Consider the following 19,603-nt stretch of genomic DNA (forward strand, 5'->3'; position numbering starts at 1 on the left):
TTGGAAACGAACCTCCCCACTGCCTACCGCTTTTGGGATCCTGGGCCGTTTTGGCCCTGCGTCACAATGATTTTGGTGGCTACCACTTGCCCTTCATTCAAACCCGAGACGATTTCCGTTCGATTTTCGCCGCGAATCCCGACCGAGACCGGAACCTTCTGGGGCATCTTTTGGTCTTCGCTTATGATGTAGACCACTTGGCGGCCCGCTTCAAACTTGATGGCCGCATTGGGAACCGAAAGCGCCTCCGCTTTTTCCGTCAAAAGAATGCGGCAATAAGTGGTCATTTCCGGCCGAAGCGCACGCGCATCTTCCGGCTGAATTTTGACAATAGCCAGATAATAGACGATGTTGTCCCGAATCACCGGCTGGTGGTAGATGTCCTTGATCGTGCCGACAAAGGTTCGGTCCGGGTAGGTGTCCACGGAATATTCCACGGTTTGGCCCACGCGAACACGGCCCACATCCGTTTCATCCACATAGATTTGCATTTCCAACTGGGTCGGGTCCATGATGACCACGAGGTTGACCGTCTGCAGGCCGGTGACAATGGTTTCGCCCTGCTGGGCCGTCACTTCCGTCACGATGCCGTCAATGGGCGCGTGAATGCGCGTGTAGCTCAGGCGTATCTCGTCCTGTTTGAGCTTGGCTTCGGCTTCGCGCAGCTTGGCTTCGGCCACGGCCCGCTGCGTGACATATTCTCGGCGCAGCCTTTCCAGCGCGGCCTGCGCGGCATCGTGTTCCGCTTGTGCACGGTCCACCGCATCCCGGGTGGTGTAGTCCTGTTCAATCAATGCCTTCTCCCGCCGCAGATTCACCTGGGCCAGCCGAAACCGCGCCTGCGCTTCTCGAATCTTCTCGGGATACACGGTGGTCACTTCCTTCAGGATGTTGCGCGCCGCCTCCAAGACCGCTCGATCCACAGCCAAAGTCTTTTGGATTTCACGGTCATCAATGCGCGCAATAAGGTCTCCTTTCCTCACGCTGTCACCGACCCGCACGCGCATCTCGTCGATGACGCCCGTGGCCCGGGAGCCCACCTTAATCAGAGCGCCCACTTGGGATTTGATCATGCCCGTGGCCACCAGCACCTCGCGAATGGTCGCCTTTTCCACCACCGCCGTTTCCAAAACCTGGACCGCCGCCGGCGCCCGCCATCGTCGATATCCCAAGACGCCCGCTGTCACGAGGCCGAGGACAACCAAGACCGCAATGGCTTTTCTCACGTTGCCTCACTCCGCTTTCATCAGCTCATCCAGCCTTTCAACCCCCACCGCTCGCTGCAGATTCACCAAGCTCACGTTCCAGTTACCCAGAGCTTCCTGGAGCCGCACGCGTGCCGCGCCCAGAGCACTTTCGGCCCGCACCAGCGACAGCACATCGCCTTTGCCAACCCGGTATTCCCCCAGGGCCTGCCGGTAGTTATGTTCGGCCTGGACAAGAACCGACCGGGCCAAATCCACGTTACGCCGTGCCGTCAGCGCCTTGTCGTAACGACTGTGGCATTCTAGGCGGCCTTGGCGCTGCGCCTCCAAGAGTCGGTCTTGAGCCGCTCTGAGCTGCGCCGAGGCGGCCTTGCGGTCGTAGTACTTGTTCAGGCGAAACAGGTTCCAGGAAGCCGTGAGACCCATACGTTTTTCATTGTCCAGCTCGCCATAGGGTCCCGTCCCGTCGTAGCTGGTGTAACTGGCGTCGGCCGTCAGACGCGGCCAAAAGGGAGACCAGGTCTTACGCTCCTGGGATGCCGCCAGGGCCACGGCCCATTGCGCCAGGCGCACTTCGGGGCGGTGCGTCTCCGTTATGCGCAAAAGGACCTCTCGATTTTTCAAAGCACCGACATATTCTTCCAGGTTGCCCTCAAGGGGTTCCGTTTCTTCAAGAGGCCGCCCCACCAGAGACCACAAGGTCGCTCGAGCCGTGGACAGGTCGCCTTCGGCACTGTTTTTTTCAAAAAGGGATTCTTCATAACGCACCGACGCTTGCAGCACGTCGGATTTCATGGCCACACCGAGCCGATAGCGGCCTTCGGCGATTTCCAAATCTTTCCGGGCATCCTCCACTTGCAGGGTCCGTTCCGCCACGATGCGGGTTCGTGCCAACACGAGAAAATAAGCTTCCGACACGTCGCGAATCACGTTCAGGCGCGCTGCACGCAGGGATTCTTCCGCTTGAGCCCGTTGAATCTTGGCGGCCGATCGCTCCGAAAACCGAGCCCCTCCATCAAAGAGAAGATATTCCGTCCCCAATGTCACTTGCTCGCGACGATCCTCAAGGCCTCCCTTGGAGACCTGATCCACGGATCCCACCAGGTCGACGGAGGGCACGTAGGGGGTGAGGCTGGAACGTTCCAGAGCTCTGCGGGCTTCCAAATCCTGCTCGGCGGCTTTCACTTCAGGGTGTGTGGCTAGAGCTTCGCTCAAGGCGTCTTCCAGGGTCAAGGCCCATGCCGCGGAGTGTATGGGCCAGGACCCAACGGCCATCAAACAGAGCAGCCACCAAAGGCCTGTGAACGCGTTAAAAAAACGGCTTTCCGAGCGACAAAATCCCTGGCCACACGGCTTATTGAAGAATTTCCGCATGCTTTTTCACTTCCGTGGAGATCCTGGCCCCGGCACGGCGGCTCCTTGACGCAATAGCTGCAGCGCCCCATCCCGCTGGGACGGGGCCAGCGTGGCTGCGGCGGCCTGCACCAGGTCCTCGATGGAAAAGATTCCCGTCCAACGCGCCAGCATTCCCAGGGAAGCCATGGCTCTGTTTTTTCTCGCGATGTCCAAGGCTTTGAAATCCACCATCAGCGTGCGGCCCGCATGTTTCGGGACGGGAACGTCTGCCGCTTGAATCACCAGGGTTCGTTCGCTGAGGCGGTTCCATATCTGGGCCATGCGCTCCACGCCTTCTCGGGCCAGAACCACCACCGCATCGGGTTCCTCAATGCCTGGATAGTCAATGGGATCGGACGAGAGCAAGACTTCCGCAATGGAAGGCCCTCGCATGACCGTGATGTTGTAATCGCTTTTTTGGGTGACGTGAAGGCCTGCCCGTACCGCCGCCATGGCCCACAGGTTTCCTGCGGAAAGCACACGTTCTCCGGCGGCTCCCAAAAAGAGGGTGCCGTGGCGCCCCACAAGGTTCGCTCGCCCCTGCGCCTCAATGCCCTTCCAATCCTCGACAAATGGGGCATGTCCTCGGTGTTCGGCATAAGCGGAGCCATACTCCCGCCGCTCATTGCCGGCCACAACACCGTCCCACACACCCGCTCGGGCCACCATGCCATCCATATCTTTAGGGGAGATGGGATTGGCTTTGAGGTATCGACCGGGACAGAGGCCCCAGATGTCCACGACGGCAAATCCGGGATACCGAAGCGCTTCCAGCAGCTTTTCCACAAGGTCCTGGCTGTAGACCGAGCGGCGCACCACAAAGGGAGCGCCTGCGGCAGCCACGGTGCGGCACACATCCAGAGGGGTTTCCAAGGTATTGAGAAAGGCCGATCCCGTGTGAGCGTCCTGCGGGGTCGTGCAGGAAGCCTGCCCGCCTGTCATGCCAAAGTTAAAGTTGTTCAGCACGAGGAGGGTCAGGTCCAAGTTCCGACGGCACGCGGCCAGCACATGGGCGCCTCCAATTCCCACACCTCCGTCCCCCATGACCGCCACCACAGTGGCGTGCGGTTGGGCCAACTTGATCCCGGTCGCATAGGTGAGCGCTCGCCCGTGCAATCCGTGAAAAGCATGGGTGGCAAAAAAAACGTCAAAGAGCCCCGAACAGCCAATATCGCTCACAATCACCACCTCGTGGGGTTGTCGATGGAGTCTCTGAAAGGCCTTGTCCAGGGCGTGAAGGCTTCGCTCGTGGGAACATCCGGGGCAAAAAACCGGAGGGCGAGATGGGTTAAGAAGACTGGGCACGGATCACCTCTTGAACAATTTCTTCAGGGGTCATCATACGGCCGCACATGAGTCCGAAAAAGTGGACGGGTTTCGGGCACACAACGCGGCGCACTTCGTGAACATATTGACCCAGGTTCGCTTCCACTACCATCACCTTGTGAACCGCTTCGGCCGCGGAGAGCAAAACCTTTTCGGGAACCGGCCACAGGGTCTTGAGGACAAGAAAGCTCACACCATGGCCTCGAGCTCGAAGGCGCAAGACCGCCTCGCGAGCCGATCGCGCCGTGATGCCGTAAGCGACCAGGAGCATGGAAGCGCCGGGTTGAGGATCCCAGTCGTAAAAGGAAAAGGTGTCGATCTGAGATTCCACCTTGTATTGAAGGCGCTCTACCAAGGATTGTATGACTTCCGGGTTGGTGGTGATGTAGCCGTCGGGACCGTGCATGGAAGACGTCTGCCGCACGGGCACAGGCCCGCCGATGGGAAGAAACGCCGGCACGCCGCTCGGCCCGGCCTCAAAGGGAAGAAAGGGGCCTTTGGCGTGTGTTTTTCGATCGACCACCGGGGGCTTTTCCACTCTTTCCATGTCCACGGTTTCTCGGGTCATGGCAATGTCCTTGCTGGACGCCACGAACACCGGGCAGCGCAGCCGTTCGGCCAAATTAAAGGCGTGCACGGTCAAAGTGAAACAGTCGGCAGGACCGGTGGGGGCAAGCACCACCACAGGAAGCCCTCCGGAATGTCCCCAGCGCATAAAGTGCACATCCCCGTCGGCGCCACGCGTGGCCGCACCCGTGGAGGGACCCTGACGCATGACATGGACGATCACCAAAGGAATTTCGCTGCCCACGGCAAAGGAGATATTTTCACTGTACAAGCTGAGGCCTGGGCCGGACGTGGCCGTCATGGCCTTTAAGCCCGCCATAGAAGCTCCAAGGCAGGCCCCAATGGAAGCCATTTCGTCCTCAGCTTGCAACACAATGCCCCCAAGGGGCGGCAAAACGTTCAACATCCCCGACAAAATGGTGCTCGCTGGCGTGATGGGGTAGCCTGCAAAAAACCGACAGCCGGCATACACAGCCCCTTGCACCACGGCTTCGTTGCCATCCATGAATGTCAAGCCCATCCGTTCATGCCCTCATTTCCCCAAGGGTCCTCTCAAAGACATGTCGTAGCCTGAAAAAAATCCCCTCACCTCTCAGACCTGAATCGGCCTGCCCAGGTTGGAGTGTGAGCATCCGTTGTTGAAGGGGCCTCTTTCACAGCGCCGGAGCGCCATGCCTTAACGTTCCTTCCGTCAGCAACTTGTTTGGGCCTTATAGCACAATGTCTGGACATGGTTCTATGATCTAAGGGCGAAAAAAGATTGAGCGCTGAACGAATCCTGAAGTATAAGGATTTGCGGGCCCGGTGCTTCCTTCCCGCTGCTTGTCTATGTTCACCCCGTTCCAGGGCCCGTCGCCAGAGCGTGAAGTCGAAAAGGTTTCTTTCCAAAGTCACCCTGTGCGCCACAAGTGCGCCGAGAATAACAGTGTGCGCTTGGGCGCCGGATTGTCCTCAGGAAAGGTCCATCTTTTTAGGAAACGCACACAAGAGGGAGGAAAGCATGAAGAGACTCAAAGTAATTTTCGTCGTGGCGTTCGTCCTGGCTTGGACCTTGAGCGCTTCCGCGGGAACTCTGGATGAAGTCAAAGCCAGAGGGTACCTAATTGCGGGCGTCAATGGCCAGGTGTTCGGCTTCAGCATGCCGGACGAAAAGGGTGAATGGAAAGGTTTGGACGTGGATACGGCTCGAGCCATCGCCGCAGCCATTTTTGGGGATGCCTCCAAGATCAAGTTCGTCCCCTTGACGGCCGTTCAACGCCTTCCGGCCCTGCAATCCAAAGAAGTGGACGTGCTGTGCCGTAACACCACCCAGACTCTTCTGCGGGAGACCACCAACGGGCTGAATTTCACCCACGTCAATTTCTACGACGGCCAGGGATTCATGGTTCCCAAGAAATTGGGGGTGAAGAGCGCTAAGGAATTGAACGGGGCCACCGTGTGCGTGCTTCCCGGAACCACAACGGAATTGAACGCCGCAGACTTCTTCCGCAAAAACAACCTGCAATGGAAACCGGTGGTTATTGAACAAACTCCCGAATTGAACAAGGCGTTCTTCTCCGGCCGATGCGATGTCCTAACCTCGGATGTGTCCCAACTTGCCGGCCACCGCGCCGTGGCACCCAATCCTCAGGACTACATCATTTTGCCGGAAGTCATTTCCAAAGAACCCTTGGCCCCTGTGGTGCGCCATGGGGATGATCAATGGTTCGACATCGTCAACTGGACGGTCATGGCCTTGATTCAAGCCGAAGAATTCGGCATCACGTCCAAAAACGTGGATGCAATGCTCAAGAGCCAGGATCCGGAAATTCAGCGGTTCCTGGGCGTGACACCGGGCCTTGGAGCCGCTCTGGGTCTGGATGACAAATGGGCCTATAACATCGTGAAGCAAGTAGGGAATTACGGAGAGATTTTTGAACGCAATGTGGGCCCTCAAACTCCTTTGGCCATGGAACGGGGCCTGAATGCCTTGTGGACCAAGGGCGGACTCATGTACGCGGCCCCTTTCCGTTAAAATACCGCTCTTGAAAAGGAGCGCCGCAAACCGCCCCTCCTTGTCGCGTCGTGCGGCGCTCCTAAAGGACGAAAACACGCCGGGCATGAGCTTTTCTTGAACACACGCCGAGGGCTCATCAAAGTATGACCGTGATAAAAAATTTCCCGACAGTTCGAGACCTTCGGCCTCGCACCCAAAACGGGCAGAAGGGCCGTGGTGCCGGAATGTTTGACATTTTGGCCCATGCAGTGAGACAGATCTGACGGAGGCTACGCTTGGATTCGTCCCAAACGGTGGCGTCTCGACCCTTCCATCCCAAGGAACCTTTTTGGCTCGATCCTAGATTTCGTGCCCTGCTTTTTCAAGCCTTGGTCCTGGGTGCCGTAGCTCTTCTGGCCTGGTATCTCATGGCCAACACCATAGCCAATCTGCAGCGTCAAAAAATCGCTACGGGCTTTGCTTTTCTTGAAAAAGAAGCGGCCTTTGAAATCGGCGAATCCGTTATCAGCTACAGTGCCGCGGACACTTATGCGCGAGCCCTTTTCGTGGGGGCTTTAAACACGGTCAAAGTGGCCGCCATCGGCATTGGCCTCACCGTGGTCCTGGGCACCTTCATCGGCATAGCACGCCTTTCATCCAACTGGCTCATTGCGCGCCTTGCGGCCGTCTACATCGAGGTGATGCAGGATGTTCCCGTGCTTCTGCAGCTGTTTTTTTGGTACGCGCTCTTTTACGAAATGCTTCCGGGACCGCGCCAGGCTCTGAACCCCATGATCGGTGTCTATGTGTGCAATCGAGGACTCATTGTGCCGTCCTTGAATCCACATCCGGCATGGCGTTGGATGATCCTTGCGTTCACCGCAGCCATGGTGGCCTCATGGCTTTTGCGGGCGTGGGCCCGGCGCCGCCAGGACCGCACCGGTCGCCCATTTCCCGTCTTTCGCACCTCTTTGGTGCTTGTCCTGGGGGCGCCGCTCGTAACCTGGTGGGCTTTCGGCTTTCCCCGCGCCGTAACTCTGCCGGAACTTCAAGGGTTCAATTTCGTCGGCGGCAAGACCCTTAGCCCGGAATTTTCCGCTCTTTTGCTGGGCTTGGTCCTTTACACGGCCGCTTTTGTGGCGGAAATCGTCCGAGCTGGCATTCAGGCCGTAGGCAAAGGCCAGCGCGAAGCCGCCATGTCTTTGGGGCTCAGGCCGGCCCAGGTGCTTCGACTGGTCATTTTGCCGCAAGCCCTACGGGTTATCATTCCTCCCCTCACGAGCCAAATGCTCAATTTGACCAAGAACAGTTCCTTGGCCGTGGCCATTGGATACCCGGACTTTGTTTCCGTGGCCAACACCACCATCAACCAGACCGGGCAATCCATAGAAGGGGTGGCCTTGATCATGGCGGTCTATCTCTTCTTCAGTCTGTCCACTTCCGCCTTTATGAATTGGTACAACAAAAAGGCTAGACTAGTAGAACGATGAGCGGCTTTGAACGAACCATGTCCCCACGCCCCTCGCAAACACCGGATGACCTCAAGCCGCCCGTGACCACGGTGGGACCCCTGGGATGGCTGAGAAAAAATCTTTTTAACACCCCGTTAAATGCCGTCCTGACAGGCCTTACCCTCTTTTTTCTATGGAAAACCGTTCTGCCCTTCTTTCGATGGGCTTTTGTCGATGCCGTGTGGGTCGGCCCTTCCAACCTGTGCCGGCAATCGGAAGGGGCGTGCTGGTCGGTGATCAGCCAAAATATCCGGTTCATTCTGTTTGGTTTCTATCCCTATGATCAACAATGGCGGCCCATCACGGCCATGCTCTTGTTGTTAGGCCTCGTGTTTTTTTCCAGAGACCGCAAGTTCTGGACTAAAACCTTGGCCTGTGCCTGGATCGTGGGTTTAGGGGCCATGGGCACGCTGATGGCGGGAGGCCTCTTTGGGCTCCCCCCCGTGGAAAGCACACAATGGGGGGGGCTTCCTCTGACCCTTCTTCTCGCCGTCTTCGGTCTTACGGCGGCCTACCCGCTGGGTGTCCTTTTGGCTTTGGGACGCCAGTCCCGCCTTCCCGCCGTAAAGCTGCTCTGTGTCGTCTATATTGAACTGATTCGAGGCGTGCCCCTCATTAGTTTGCTTTTCATGGCCTCCATCATCTTTCCCCTATTTCTCCCCGCCGGCATCACGATTAACAAGATCCTGCGGGCTCAGGTTGCCATCATTCTGTTTACCGCGGCCTACATTGCGGAAGTGGTGCGCGGCGGACTTCAAGCCATACCCAAAGGGCAGTATGAAGCGGCCGAATCCTTGGGGCTCAACTACTATCTCACCATGCGCCTCGTGGTACTTCCCCAGGCTCTAAAAATCGTGATTCCACCGACCGTGAGCATTCTGATCTCCGCCTTCAAGGATACCTCTCTGGTGGTCATCATCGCGCTCTACGATGTACTGAAGACAACCCAAACCGTGTTGTCCAACCCGGAATGGATGGGCTTTAGCCGAGAAGCCTATCTGTTCCTCGCCATACTCTATTTCGCGGGTTGCTTCTCCATGTCCCATGCAGGTCGCCGACTGGAAAGGCAGCTTTCCACGAACCGTCAGGAGGGTGGCTGAGATGGCGCTTCCTGTTTTCCATGGTGGAGCACAGCCCAGGCCGAAAAAACCTTATGCCGGCTTCAACAATCCTGTTCGAGAAGTTATCATTTGACCGCTATGGCATAAATCAAGATGTGACCCACGTGGGACAGAGGTAAGGTCCATGACAAACACAGCACTTCACCAGCCGCCGGCCGACACCGCTCCCATGCTGGAAATGATCGATGTGCACAAGTGGTTCGGCGAATTTCACGTCCTTCGCGGTATCAACCTCACCGTGCACGCCAAGGAACGAATCGTCATCTGCGGCCCGTCAGGCTCCGGCAAATCGACCCTCATTCGATGCATCAACCGATTGGAAGAACATCAAAGGGGTCGCATCATCGTGAATGGCATCGAACTGACCCACAATATCAAGAACATTGAAAAAATCCGCTCCGAAGTGGGCATGGTCTTTCAGCACTTTAATCTGTTTCCACACCTGACCGTGCTGGACAACCTCACCCTAGGCCCCATATGGGTACGCAAGATTCCGCGAAAACAGGCGGAAGAAATGGCCATGTATTACCTGGAAAAAGTCCATATCGCCGATCAGGCGCGCAAGTATCCGGGGCAGCTTTCCGGAGGTCAGCAACAACGGGTGGCCATCGCTCGAAGCCTGTGCATGAACCCCAAGGTTATGCTCTTTGATGAACCCACTTCAGCCCTGGATCCTGAAATGATCAAAGAAGTCCTGGACGTCATGATCGAACTGGCCCAGGAAGGCATGACCATGCTTGTGGTCACCCATGAAATGGGCTTCGCTCGAAGTGTGGCCCATCGGGTTCTGTTCATGGACGGAGGGCGCGTGGTGGAGGAAAATACTCCCGAAGAATTTTTCTCCAATCCCAAGCACGAGCGCACCCGTCTGTTTCTCAGCCAGATCCTTCACTGAACTTAAGCTGGCGCGACCCCGTCGGCTTTGGCCTTAAGGGCATTCCATGGAACAATGCCCCTGGCTTTGAAAGCATAGGCATTTTGCCTGCTCTTTTGGCACACAAGAGGCTCGCCCTCCCAGGGGATCAAGCCGTGATCGGTCCGGTCTCGGGCCAGATGATTGGCCGACCGTGGGTTTTGAGGCTCCGTCTCCCACGATTCCAAATCGGGTGCCGTCGAGGCGCCCTATGCATCAAGGGTGACCGCATGCCTGCACGGAGGATCTTCTGTGGCCTGGAATGGATACTCGAAACCCGTCAAGGCTTCGGCGCAGCCTTTGAAAGAACCCCAAGACGCGTTCTGGGATGTGTTCGGGTTGGGCCAATGTTCCTTGGATTACCTTGGGATCATCGACCGATTTCCTCAAGCGGACAGCAAGTGTGAATTTCGAGGCTTGACCATGCAGGGAGGCGGCCCTGTCGCCACGGCGCTGGTGGCCCTAAACCGCTGGGGAAAACGCTGCCTTCTGTGCGGCGTGGTGGGAGACGACCCTTTCGGCGAAGCCATTCTTCAGTCGCTCCACAACGAAGGGGTTCATACGGACGGCGTGCAGGTGCGCACCGAAGGCGCATCCCAATTTGCCTTTATTGCCGCGGAACCCGCCACGGCACGGCGCACCATCTTTTGGCGGCGTCCGACGGGAGCGCCCCTGCGCCCGGATGAGGTGCCTTGGCAGGAGGTCCGTCGAAGCCGAGTGATTCTCACCGACGGCTTTTTCATGGACGCGGCCCTGGCGCTGGCTCGAAAGGCCCGAGCTTGGAACATTCCCGTGGTCGTGGATGCAGGATCCCTTCGCGACGGCATGCTGGATCTGGCGCGATGGAGCGATCATTTCATTGCGTCGGAGGTTTTTGCCCGAAGCCTTATGGGGACCGAGGATTCGGAAGGGGCGTGCCGAAAACTGGCCAGTCTTGGACCCGAGGTGGTGGGGGTCACCCTGGGCGCGCGAGGAAGCGTCTTTTACTACCGAGGCCGGTTGGCCTTTCAGGAAGCCTATGCCGTGGATGTTGTGGACACCACGGGATGCGGCGATGTCTTTCACGGAGCCTACGTCTACGGACTGCTAGAAGGATGGCCCGTTCATGAGCGTTTTCGGCGCGCCTCGTGGGCGGCGGCTCAGGTAGCCCGCCGCCTGGGAGGCCGTGCAGGCATTCCCGCCTCGCTTCAGGGACCCATACCGTAAGCTTTACCTCAAAGCCCACCCGGAGTTACATTGCGTCGCCAGGGCTTTCGTCGTGCATGCGCGGACATTTCCCCAAAAAAGCGAGGTCGTAGAACCCATGGGCCATGAAAAACGATGGTGCCAACCCGCCGTGATCACCGTGGGCCAGGAAGTGCTCTATGGAGAAAGGCCCAATGACAACCTCCTCTGGCTTCTTCGAGCCTTTGAAAGCTTCGGGATTCCGGCTGCCGTGGCCATGGTGCTGCCCGACGATGAGGTGGCCATCGGAAAGCACCTGGCCTTTCTTGTGAGTCAAGGGTACCGGCCCATTTTTGTTTCCGGAGGCATAGGAGGCACCCACGACGATCGCACACGCCAAGGCATCGCCCTGGCCTTGCAACGCCCGTTGGTACGGCACGAGGAATGCTTTGCCCTGCTGGCTCGCCGGTACGGCACCCGTTTCACCGAGCAACGCCAAAGAATGGCTTGGCTTCCTCAAGGAGCGCAGCTCATGGCCAATCCCCTTGGAGCCCCCGGATTTTTCGTGGATCCCGTGTATGCCTTTCCGGGATTTCCTCAAATGCTTCATCCTATGGCCCAGAAAGTGCTCGAAGATCTGCTGCGCATGGAAGCTCCACCGGAAAGGCGAGTCCTGGAACTGACCTTGAAAATTCCCGAAGGTGACATTGCGGAAGAGGTGGAATCGTTCGCCGCACGGCACCCCTCCGTGGAAATCGGCCTCTACCCCAGCATCACTCCTGAAGGGCCTACGGTGTGTGTGCGATGCCGAGGCTCCATGAACGCGGCATCAGACTGGAATGCCGTGCACGCGTTCCTCAAAAAGCTTGAAGCCTCTCACCCCGTTGTGGAACCCCTACACGAGGTGCCGCCGCCATCCCCGCAGCTAGTCTAAGCATGCCTTCAGGATCTCATTCCGAACTAGCACCGCACGCCGCGATACGCGTTCGCCGCGTGTGGCGCTTACCCATGGAACATTTTCGGTCAAGCAGCCTGTAAACCACTGCCTCGTGCCAAGGCCGGTTCACGCGTCGTTGACGGCATCGATGAATTGGCGCAGCCTGCCAAAATCCCTGCGATGAAAGTCCACATAGAGGTGACTGAGTCCGGCGCAGTCAGGTTCGTCCTTTTCTTCTTCGAGAGGAGGCCCCAGACGAATGGTGCCACCGGGTCGCAGAATGTCCTGAAAATCTCTACGCAAGTCATCCTCGGCCCCCGAAGGCAGAGGCTGCGACAAGCGAAGAATAAGGCCGTCTCTGGTGTATCGAAGACTATGGTAACGCCGATAGAATCGACGAATTTCGTTAACGGCCCCTTTGACGGAAGGAATCCGCCGAAACAGATGAAAATCACTGGGGGAAATGAGTCCTCGGGACAAAAGTTCATCTTTAAGAAACTGGATAAACCGCACCCAATAGGTCCCTTCTGGGGCTTCCAAGAACACCAGAGGTACGGGGTTATGTTTTCCGGTCTGCAGCAAAGTCAAGGTTTCCATGGCCTCGTCCATGGTGCCAAATCCTCCGGGAAACAAGGCCACCCCATCGGCTTCCTTGAGAAACGCCACCTTGCGGTTGAAAAAATACTTGTAGGTGATGGATCTCGGAGTCTGGTGCACCACCGGGTTCATGGTCTGTTCAAAAGGCAATCGAATGTTGACACCAAAGGAATGCTCTGGTCCGGCCCCTTCATTAGCTGCCTGCATAATGCCTGGCCCTCCGCCGGTGATGACCATAAAGCCGGAGGCGGCGAGCGCCTGCCCAAATTCGCGGGCCATGACGTACATGGGTTCATGGGGCCCCGTCCGCGCGGAACCAAACACGGTCACTTTTCTCTTGTGCCGGTAAGGGCCAAAGATCTTGGCCGTAAATCGCATTTCCTTGAGGGTGGTGTTCATGAGCTTGAGGTCCAAGAGGGAGCGGGACTCCTGTCCAGCCTTGAGTGCCGCCAGAATCATTTCCCGAACTAGGCCGCGATGCTGAACACCTCCGGCTCGGTCCATGAGTTCTTCAATAAGAGGGTCGATGTCTTCGTTGGGTTGGCTAAACGACAAGGTGCGTTTCACCCGTTGCGCTTCTTCCATAGATTATGCATCCTTTCCGCTACGATGGCGATTCATGGAACACATCCTGTGACGAGGAAAGTCCGTTTACACCGGTCCTGTGAACCGGTATAGAGGCACCAAGATGAATCCATGGTGTCCAGAGGATTAAGAAGGGCCATGATCCATCGGCTGATTATTGAAAATTTTATGACCCACAAGCACACCGTCCTGGAATTGCATCCAAACGTGACGGTGCTCACCGGCCCCAACAATACGGGAAAAAGCGCCATCGTGGAAGCGCTGCGCTGCGTTGCTGAAAATCCGCCCTCGGCACAACTCATTCGCCATGGTGCCTCCAAGGCCGTGGTGCGGGTAGAAATGAACGACGGCTCGTGGGTTCAGTGGGAGCGCACGGCGGGGTCCGTGGTTTACAGAGTGCGCTTTGCAAACGGCACAGAAGATTTTTATGCCAAGGTGGGACGCGGGGCCGTTCCGGAAGACATTCGAGCTCTGCTGCGGCTTCACAGCCTGCCCACGGAAACCGGGCCTGTGGATGTCCACATCGGCCATCAAAAGACTCCCATCTTTTTGCTGGATCAATCGGGTAGTCAGGCTGCCGCTTTTTTTGCGGCATCCACGGAAGCCGACTACCTTTTGGCCGTGCAACAGGCTCTGAAGGAACGAACCGCTGAAGCGCAAAGAGAACGCAAACGTCTGCTGGAAGAAGTCCAGCAGTTGGAAAAGGACCTGCTCGCCTTTGCCCCTCTGCCTGCTCTGGCCCAACAGATGGCTCAGGCCGAAAAACTGTATGCGCACATCGAGGTAACCCGCCGAACCGTTCCCGTTCTGGAAGCGCAGATTCACAAGGCGGACGATCTGACACAGCGCCTGGATCTGTGGACTCAAAAGGCCCAGCACCTTCAACAGCTCGAAACACCCCCCGATGTGCACGACACGTTATCACTCCAAGGCTTTGTGAATCGGCTTGAAAAAGCGCAACAGTCGCTTCAAGAAATCAACACAATCTTAGGATGCCTTGCGCCCCTTGGCATCCCGCCGCAGATCAAGAACACCGCTGCACTGCACGAACTTGTTGGCGCCATGGTGAGGACACGTCGCAGCCTTGAGCGACGGTGGCAAGCTTCCTCGGTGCTCGGCCGAACGGAAAAGCCTCCTTCGCTGTCGAACACGGAGGCCTTGGCCCGGCTGGTCGCGCGCCTGGACAAGACCGTGCAACGCCTTCAGGTGGAAAACCGGCGAAAAGAAGTCGCCTCTACCCTGCAGCCTCCCCCTGCTCTGCGACCTGTGCACGGAATGGTACAAACGCTGGAAGCCCTTACGGAACGGCTCCAAAGCCTGCACAACACATCCGTGCGCCATGACGCTCTGGCCCCGCTGAAAGCGCCCCCGGAGACTCGCTCTCTTCAGGATCTGCATCAGACGCTGAAGGCTTTGGAAACGATGCACGAAGCGGTATTCACCCTGAAGGCTTGCGGTAAAAGTCTCAAGGCGCTGGCATCTCCGCCGTCTCTTCGCGATCCCAAGCCCGTGCAGCGGCTTGTGGAAGCCATGGAGCGGCTTCAGGAACAATGGCAGCGCACGCGGCAGCTTCAACAAAACGTGCAACGGCAAATGGAAGAAAAGCGACAAGCCGTTGAAAAACTCCTGCAGAACATGCCCGTGTGCCCCTTTTGTCGCCAGCCCATAGATCCCCATCATTTTCTGGAGCGCGCCCATGGGGAATGAGCCTTGGATTGTCGACGCCGAACAGACGGTGACCCTGGCTACCGTGACCGGTTTTTCCGGCCTTCTCTTCATAGGGGACCCTCATGTGGCGGCCTATCCCCCTGGGCATCGTACGGACGACTACCGTTCCGCCGTCCTCGGCAAGCTGGCCCACTGCTTGCGAGAAGCCCGGGAACGTCGGCTTCTTCCCGTGATTCTCGGGGATCTCTTTCATGTGCCAAGGGACAACCCCAACGGGTTGCTGGTGAAGCTCATGGAACTTTTTCGGCCCACTTCCCCTTGGGTTCTGGTCGGCAACCACGACAAGTACGAAGCGCGGTTGACCCAGGACGTTTCCTTGGCCGTTTTGCGTGCCGCTCAAGTCCTCGTGCTCCTGGATCGGGCCGGCCCCGTGGCATGGCTGCAGCTGGACAACACTCGGGTGCTTCTGGGCGCCTCTCCGGACTGGACCCCCATACCTTCGGCCGTCCAAGCCAATGAGGTCGACAAGGTGGTCTGGATCACTCACCACAACGTGCGTTTTCCCGATTATGAAGCCGGGCGCATCGCGCTTCGAGAAATTCCCGGAGTAGACTTGGTGGTGAACGGACACATTCATACGCCCAAACCTCCGCAGCGGCGAGGTCAAACCCTGTGGGTGAATCCGGGAAGTCTGACCCGCATCACACGAAGCGCCGTCACGCGAAACCTTCGGCCTGCCGTCGCTCTGTGGACCCCGCGACACGAGGAACCCGTTCGGCTGGAGGTGCCCCATGCTCCCTTTGATGACATCTTCCCTTCCCTGGATACTCCCTTGAACCCGGAAGGAGAAGTGCTCGATGCGTCGCGCTTCATTCAAGGCCTGGAGAACTTGGCCCTTCGAAAAACCACGGAGGGTGTCGGTCTCAAGGCCTTTCTGGAAGCCAACCTGGATCCCTCGGATCCTGTAACGCCCATTATCTGGACTCTTTACGAGGAGGTGATCGGTCGTGTCAACAAAGCATGAACGTGCTTCCACTCCGTCCATTCCCGAAGAAGACAGGAAAATTCAGGAAGCCCTGGAAGCCCTGCGCAAAGAATACGACGGACTTCACAAGAAACAGATTGAAACCGAGACCACCTTGCAAAACCTCAAGGATCAGTTGGAAGAGCTGAAAAAGCACGCCGAAGCCGAATACGGCACCAGTGACGTGGAGGAACTCAAAGCCATGCTCGCCCAATGGCGTGAGGAAAACGCCCGCAAAGTGGCCGAATACGAGGCCCACATTCGATCCATCAAGGAAGCTCTGGAAACCATTGAGGCTTCGGCCGACTCGGGAAGTCCATCGTGAACGGGCTGTCATCTTCCACCATCAGCTTGGACGCTGTGCCTTCGCCCAAGGATTTGCGCGATCGTATGACGGCGCTGCAATACCGCGCGGAAACTCTGGAAAAACAGCGTCAGGACGTGACGCGGCATCTTAAAGAACTGGAAGCCTTTTTGGCTCTGCAGCCGGCGGCGGCCCAAAGACTGGAACAGTTGGCCACCGCGTATTTCGGGGACATTCTTCAAGAAGTGGAAAACAACCTCACTTTCGCTCTGCAGGACATTCTCGGCCAAAACTTGCGCGTGGTCACGTCCAGAGACGTCAAGTACGGAAAGGTTCATATTCAATTCGGTATCGAACGGGACGGCCGTCCGGAAGACATTTTGCGAGGGCAGGGAGGATCTGTGTGCAACGTGCTGTCCGTTGGGCTGCGTTTCATCGCGCTGTCGCAACTGGACGATAAAGCGCACCGTCGCTTTCTCGTGCTGGACGAGCAGGACTGCTGGCTAAGGCCCGACCTGGTGCCGCGCCTCATGGCCATTGTTCATACCATCGCTCACAAGTTACAGTTCCAAGTCCTGGTTATCAGTCATCACAACTTGGATCTTTTTCGAGAGCATGCCGATCGCATTTACACACTGAGGCCTTCGGGTGGCCCGGAGCTTTTCATCACGGTAGAGCGTTTGGACCCCCCGAAGCCCCACGAGGAAAGGCCATCCGATGAGCTTCAGCCCTAAAAAGAGCACTTCTCCACAATCCGAAATCGACGCGCTGCACGCGGCGCTCCAAGAAAGCGAAGCGCGCTACCGCCTGGTGATGGAAGCCACGTCCGACGGCATCTGGGATTGGGACCTACGCACTAATCGCGTTTACTACAATCCCGCCTACGCGCGCATGCTCGGCTTTGAACCGGAAGAATTCAGCGGCAATCTGGCCGAATGGCTAGATCGCATTCATCCGGACGATCGGCAGCGCGCCATCTCGGAAAACCAGCGCTGCATCCACAACGAGGTGGCGCAATTCGCCGTGGAATTTCGCATGCGCACCAAGGCCGGAAACTGGAAATGGATTCTGGGCCGCGGCATGGCGGTGGAACGGGACAGTGCGGGCAAGGCCCTGCGCATGATCGGCGCCCACACGGACATCACGCGCATCAAGGAAGGAGAACACAGAGAAACCGTTCAGGGATGGATCGCCGCTCTTTTGGCCTCCATGACCCAGTTGGATGAGCGCCTGGAACTGGTGCTGGACACGGTGCTCGAGGCGGTGGCCATGGACTGCGGCGGCATTTACCTTCTTGACCCGGAAAAAAACACGTTGCGGCTCGTGTGCCAACAGGGGCTCTCGGAATCCTTTGTGCAAGCCGTTCGATGGTATGGCACCGACTCACCCAACATGCAGCTGGTCTTGGCGGGAACCCCTGTTTACACCACCTACGAAGACCTTTCCGTTCGTCAATCGGGCAAAGGAACCAGAGAAGGCCTTCAAGCCATCGCCGTGGTGCCCATCCACTACGAAGGCCGCGTGGTGGGATGCCTCAACGCGGCATCCCGCACCCTGCGCGACGTCCCGCAGGAAACACGAACCTTTCTGGAAACGGTGGCGGTAAACCTGGGAAACACCCTGGGGCGCCTGCAGGTTCGACAAGAACTGCTGGAATCCACTCGACAATATGAGGCTCTTTTTGAATTGGCCGGAGATGCCCTTTTCGTTGTGCGCCTTCGCGATCGACGCATTCTGGATGCCAATCGAGCCGCTTCGACCCTTCTCGGCTACGGGCGCGGAGAACTTTTGGGATTCGTCTGGGATACCTTGATCGATGCCTCGGAAGGCCAGGACTTCGTAGATCGATGCCGCGCTCAGTTGGCCTCGCGGGATCAATGCCTTGTGGAAGGGTATGTGCGAACGCGAATGGGCACCGCGGTTCCCGTGGAAATCAGCGCCAAACCGTTTGCGATGAAAGGGGAACAGGTGCTGTTCATGATGGCCCGGAACATTTCCGAACGGATCAAAGCTCAGGAAGAAAAGGAACAACTGCAAGAACAGCTGCGGCATGCGCAAAAAATGGAATCCATCGGCCGACTGGCCGCAAGCATCGCTCATGATTTCAACAACGTGTTGGCCCCCATTCTCGGCCACGGGGACATTTTGTCCCGGTACGTGGACGCAAACAGCCCCCTTCGGCGACACGTGAACGCCATAGGCCAAGCGGCCTTCAAAGCCAAAGATCTCGTGCAAAAATTGCTGGATTTCAGCCGAGATCAACCCGCGGCTTTTGAAAACACCAATCTTGTGGAAAAGCTTCAAGCCTTTCACGAAACCCTGGCATCCACACTGCCGCCTCAGATCAATGTTCGACTTTCCCTGCCTTCAGCCCCAGTGTGGGTTAAAGCCGATCCCGTCCAAATGGATCGCGTGCTCATGAATCTCGTGGCCAACGCTCGGGATGCCATGCCGGAAGGAGGAACTCTGTCGATTCTTCTGGAACAAAAAACCTTTTATCACCAAAGCGACATGCCGTGTGCCGGCCTTAAGCCCGGCACCTATGCCGTGCTCACCGTGGCCGACACCGGCATGGGCATGGATCAGGAAACCCTGAAAAAAATCTTTGAACCTTTCTTTACCAGCAAATCCTTTGGCCGAGGCACCGGTCTTGGTCTTTCCATTGTCTACGGCATCGTGGAAAACCATCGCGGCCACATCTTGGCCAGCTCCATTCCCGGTATCGGCACGGCCTTTGAAATTTATCTGCCGGTGACGTCACCCCCGGGGTCCTGAAGAGCCGGGCTGCGCGAGGGTGAGTGCACCAAGCGTCTTGACGCCGCTTAATCCAAGGCGCGGCGGTCGGCCATATCGAAGAGCTTGCGTTCCCTCGGGCCCATGATGCCCAAAGCTTCACGCTTCTTGTCGATGTGCGAGATCATCATGTGCGCCATCTCGTACGGATCCGTCGCAAAACCCCACTTGCCAAAGCCCATCTCTTCCAGCCCCTCAAAGAGCAGTTTGTGGAACTTGGTCCCTTCCAGGGTCGGAAACGTCACCCCAAAGACCGTAAACACCCCTGAGGCCACAAAGTACTGCCCAATGCTGATGGCCTTCTCACTCATCCACTCCGGAGCCGCCCCCGCCACGGGAAGATCCGCAATGCTCGTCCCCAAACCGCCAACGCGCACCATCTCCGCACAGGCAATGAGAATTCGGCTGTTGTCCACGCAGGATCCACAGCCCAAAACCGGCGGCATGCCCACCGTCTCGCACACTTCCGCCAAGCCGTCCCCGGCCAACACCGCCGCATCCGGCTTCATCAAACCCGC

Annotated in this window: 16 protein-coding genes and 1 pseudogene; 11 read left to right on the forward strand and 6 right to left on the reverse strand. The window is 57.6% G+C overall.

Translation table 11 applies throughout. The annotated features are described in order from the left end of the window. Window positions 1–23: 23 nt before the first annotated feature. From EDC27_RS02985 to EDC27_RS03000, 4 genes are all read right to left on the reverse strand, one after another. A complete protein-coding gene (locus tag EDC27_RS02985; RefSeq protein WP_123289118.1) occupies window positions 24–1,226 on the reverse strand; it encodes an efflux RND transporter periplasmic adaptor subunit in 1,203 nt (400 codons plus the stop codon). 6 nt (window positions 1,227–1,232) lie between these two features. Further along, window positions 1,233–2,480: a TolC family protein gene (locus EDC27_RS02990; protein WP_170161538.1), complete on the reverse strand. Its 1,248-nt coding sequence runs from the start codon at window positions 2,478–2,480 to the stop codon at window positions 1,233–1,235. Window positions 2,481–2,585: 105 nt separating this feature from the next. Beyond that, complete coding sequence (locus EDC27_RS02995) at window positions 2,586–3,905, reverse strand: thiamine pyrophosphate-dependent enzyme (RefSeq protein WP_123289120.1); 1,320 nt, start codon at window positions 3,903–3,905, stop codon at window positions 2,586–2,588. Next, on the reverse strand, window positions 3,889–4,998 hold the full coding sequence (locus EDC27_RS03000; protein WP_245994194.1) for a transketolase C-terminal domain-containing protein: 1,110 nt from the start codon (window positions 4,996–4,998) through the stop codon (window positions 3,889–3,891). Before EDC27_RS03000 ends, EDC27_RS02995 begins: the two co-directional genes overlap by 17 nt. 495 nt (window positions 4,999–5,493) lie before the next feature. Between EDC27_RS03000 and EDC27_RS03005 the strand changes: the two genes are divergently transcribed. The 6 genes from EDC27_RS03005 to EDC27_RS03035 all read left to right on the forward strand — a co-directional run bounded on the left by EDC27_RS03005 (window position 5,494) and on the right by EDC27_RS03035 (window position 12,111). Further along, window positions 5,494–6,507 carry an amino acid ABC transporter substrate-binding protein gene (locus EDC27_RS03005; protein WP_123289122.1) on the forward strand — a complete coding sequence of 338 codons (1,014 nt, stop codon included), beginning with the start codon at window positions 5,494–5,496 and terminating at the stop codon, window positions 6,505–6,507. Window positions 6,508–6,764: 257 nt separating this feature from the next. Then, on the forward strand, window positions 6,765–7,958 hold the full coding sequence (locus tag EDC27_RS03010) for an amino acid ABC transporter permease (protein ID WP_211334751.1): 1,194 nt from the start codon (window positions 6,765–6,767) through the stop codon (window positions 7,956–7,958). Next, complete coding sequence (locus EDC27_RS03015; protein ID WP_211334752.1) at window positions 7,955–9,079, forward strand: amino acid ABC transporter permease; 1,125 nt, start codon at window positions 7,955–7,957, stop codon at window positions 9,077–9,079. The genes EDC27_RS03010 and EDC27_RS03015 overlap by 4 nt, the downstream gene beginning before the upstream one ends. 145 nt (window positions 9,080–9,224) lie before the next feature. Further along, window positions 9,225–9,995 (forward strand): amino acid ABC transporter ATP-binding protein, encoded by a 771-nt coding sequence (locus EDC27_RS03020; RefSeq protein ID WP_123289123.1) that lies wholly within the window; start codon window positions 9,225–9,227, stop codon window positions 9,993–9,995. A 270-nt stretch (window positions 9,996–10,265) separates the two neighbouring features. Continuing rightward, window positions 10,266–11,219: a carbohydrate kinase family protein gene (locus EDC27_RS03030; protein WP_170161539.1), complete on the forward strand. Its 954-nt coding sequence runs from the start codon at window positions 10,266–10,268 to the stop codon at window positions 11,217–11,219. A gap of 97 nt (window positions 11,220–11,316) precedes the next feature. Next, window positions 11,317–12,111 (forward strand): competence/damage-inducible protein A, encoded by a 795-nt coding sequence (locus EDC27_RS03035; RefSeq protein WP_123289126.1) that lies wholly within the window; start codon window positions 11,317–11,319, stop codon window positions 12,109–12,111. 129 nt (window positions 12,112–12,240) lie between these two features. On the opposite strand, the gene EDC27_RS03040 is transcribed toward EDC27_RS03035, so the two are convergent. Next, window positions 12,241–13,296: an LOG family protein gene (locus EDC27_RS03040; RefSeq protein ID WP_123289127.1), complete on the reverse strand. Its 1,056-nt coding sequence runs from the start codon at window positions 13,294–13,296 to the stop codon at window positions 12,241–12,243. Between the two features lie 138 nt (window positions 13,297–13,434). Between EDC27_RS03040 and EDC27_RS03045 the strand changes: the two genes are divergently transcribed. The 5 genes from EDC27_RS03045 to EDC27_RS03065 are packed head-to-tail and all read left to right on the forward strand — an operon-like array spanning window position 13,435 to window position 19,067. Next, window positions 13,435–15,003: an AAA family ATPase gene (locus tag EDC27_RS03045; RefSeq protein WP_170161540.1), complete on the forward strand. Its 1,569-nt coding sequence runs from the start codon at window positions 13,435–13,437 to the stop codon at window positions 15,001–15,003. Further along, window positions 14,993–15,988: a metallophosphoesterase family protein gene (locus EDC27_RS03050; protein WP_123289129.1), complete on the forward strand. Its 996-nt coding sequence runs from the start codon at window positions 14,993–14,995 to the stop codon at window positions 15,986–15,988. Before EDC27_RS03045 ends, EDC27_RS03050 begins: the two co-directional genes overlap by 11 nt. Next, window positions 15,972–16,313: a hypothetical protein gene (locus EDC27_RS03055; RefSeq protein ID WP_123289130.1), complete on the forward strand. Its 342-nt coding sequence runs from the start codon at window positions 15,972–15,974 to the stop codon at window positions 16,311–16,313. The genes EDC27_RS03050 and EDC27_RS03055 overlap by 17 nt, the downstream gene beginning before the upstream one ends. Beyond that, on the forward strand, window positions 16,310–17,026 hold the full coding sequence (locus EDC27_RS03060; protein ID WP_211334753.1) for an ATP-binding cassette domain-containing protein: 717 nt from the start codon (window positions 16,310–16,312) through the stop codon (window positions 17,024–17,026). Before EDC27_RS03055 ends, EDC27_RS03060 begins: the two co-directional genes overlap by 4 nt. Then, on the forward strand, window positions 17,010–19,067 hold the full coding sequence (locus tag EDC27_RS03065) for a PAS domain S-box protein (RefSeq protein ID WP_123289131.1): 2,058 nt from the start codon (window positions 17,010–17,012) through the stop codon (window positions 19,065–19,067). The genes EDC27_RS03060 and EDC27_RS03065 overlap by 17 nt, the downstream gene beginning before the upstream one ends. Before the next feature lie 47 nt (window positions 19,068–19,114). Here EDC27_RS03065 and EDC27_RS03070 read toward each other — a convergent pair. Then, window positions 19,115–19,603: pseudogene (locus EDC27_RS03070) on the reverse strand (anaerobic carbon-monoxide dehydrogenase catalytic subunit); the annotation flags it as partial.

The organism is Desulfosoma caldarium, assembly GCF_003751385.1.
Taxonomy (GTDB): domain Bacteria; phylum Desulfobacterota; class Syntrophobacteria; order Syntrophobacterales; family DSM-9756; genus Desulfosoma; species Desulfosoma caldarium.

Excerpts from the sequence above, each read along its gene's own strand:
- EDC27_RS03035 (WP_123289126.1), top strand. The coding sequence starts at position 11,317 with ATGGGCCATGAAAAACGATGGTGCCAACCCGCCGTGATCACCGTGGGC.
- EDC27_RS03005 (WP_123289122.1), top strand. The coding sequence starts at position 5,494 with ATGAAGAGACTCAAAGTAATTTTCGTCGTGGCGTTCGTCCTGGCTTGG.
- EDC27_RS03040 (WP_123289127.1), bottom strand. The coding sequence starts at position 13,296 with ATGGAAGAAGCGCAACGGGTGAAACGCACCTTGTCGTTTAGCCAACCC.
- EDC27_RS03015 (WP_211334752.1), top strand. The coding sequence starts at position 7,955 with ATGAGCGGCTTTGAACGAACCATGTCCCCACGCCCCTCGCAAACACCG.
- EDC27_RS03020 (WP_123289123.1), top strand. The coding sequence starts at position 9,225 with ATGACAAACACAGCACTTCACCAGCCGCCGGCCGACACCGCTCCCATG.
- EDC27_RS03000 (WP_245994194.1), bottom strand. The coding sequence starts at position 4,998 with ATGGATGGCAACGAAGCCGTGGTGCAAGGGGCTGTGTATGCCGGCTGT.
- EDC27_RS03065 (WP_123289131.1), top strand. The coding sequence starts at position 17,010 with ATGAGCTTCAGCCCTAAAAAGAGCACTTCTCCACAATCCGAAATCGAC.
- EDC27_RS03045 (WP_170161540.1), top strand. The coding sequence starts at position 13,435 with ATGATCCATCGGCTGATTATTGAAAATTTTATGACCCACAAGCACACC.
- EDC27_RS02990 (WP_170161538.1), bottom strand. The coding sequence starts at position 2,480 with ATGGCCGTTGGGTCCTGGCCCATACACTCCGCGGCATGGGCCTTGACC.
- EDC27_RS03050 (WP_123289129.1), top strand. The coding sequence starts at position 14,993 with ATGGGGAATGAGCCTTGGATTGTCGACGCCGAACAGACGGTGACCCTG.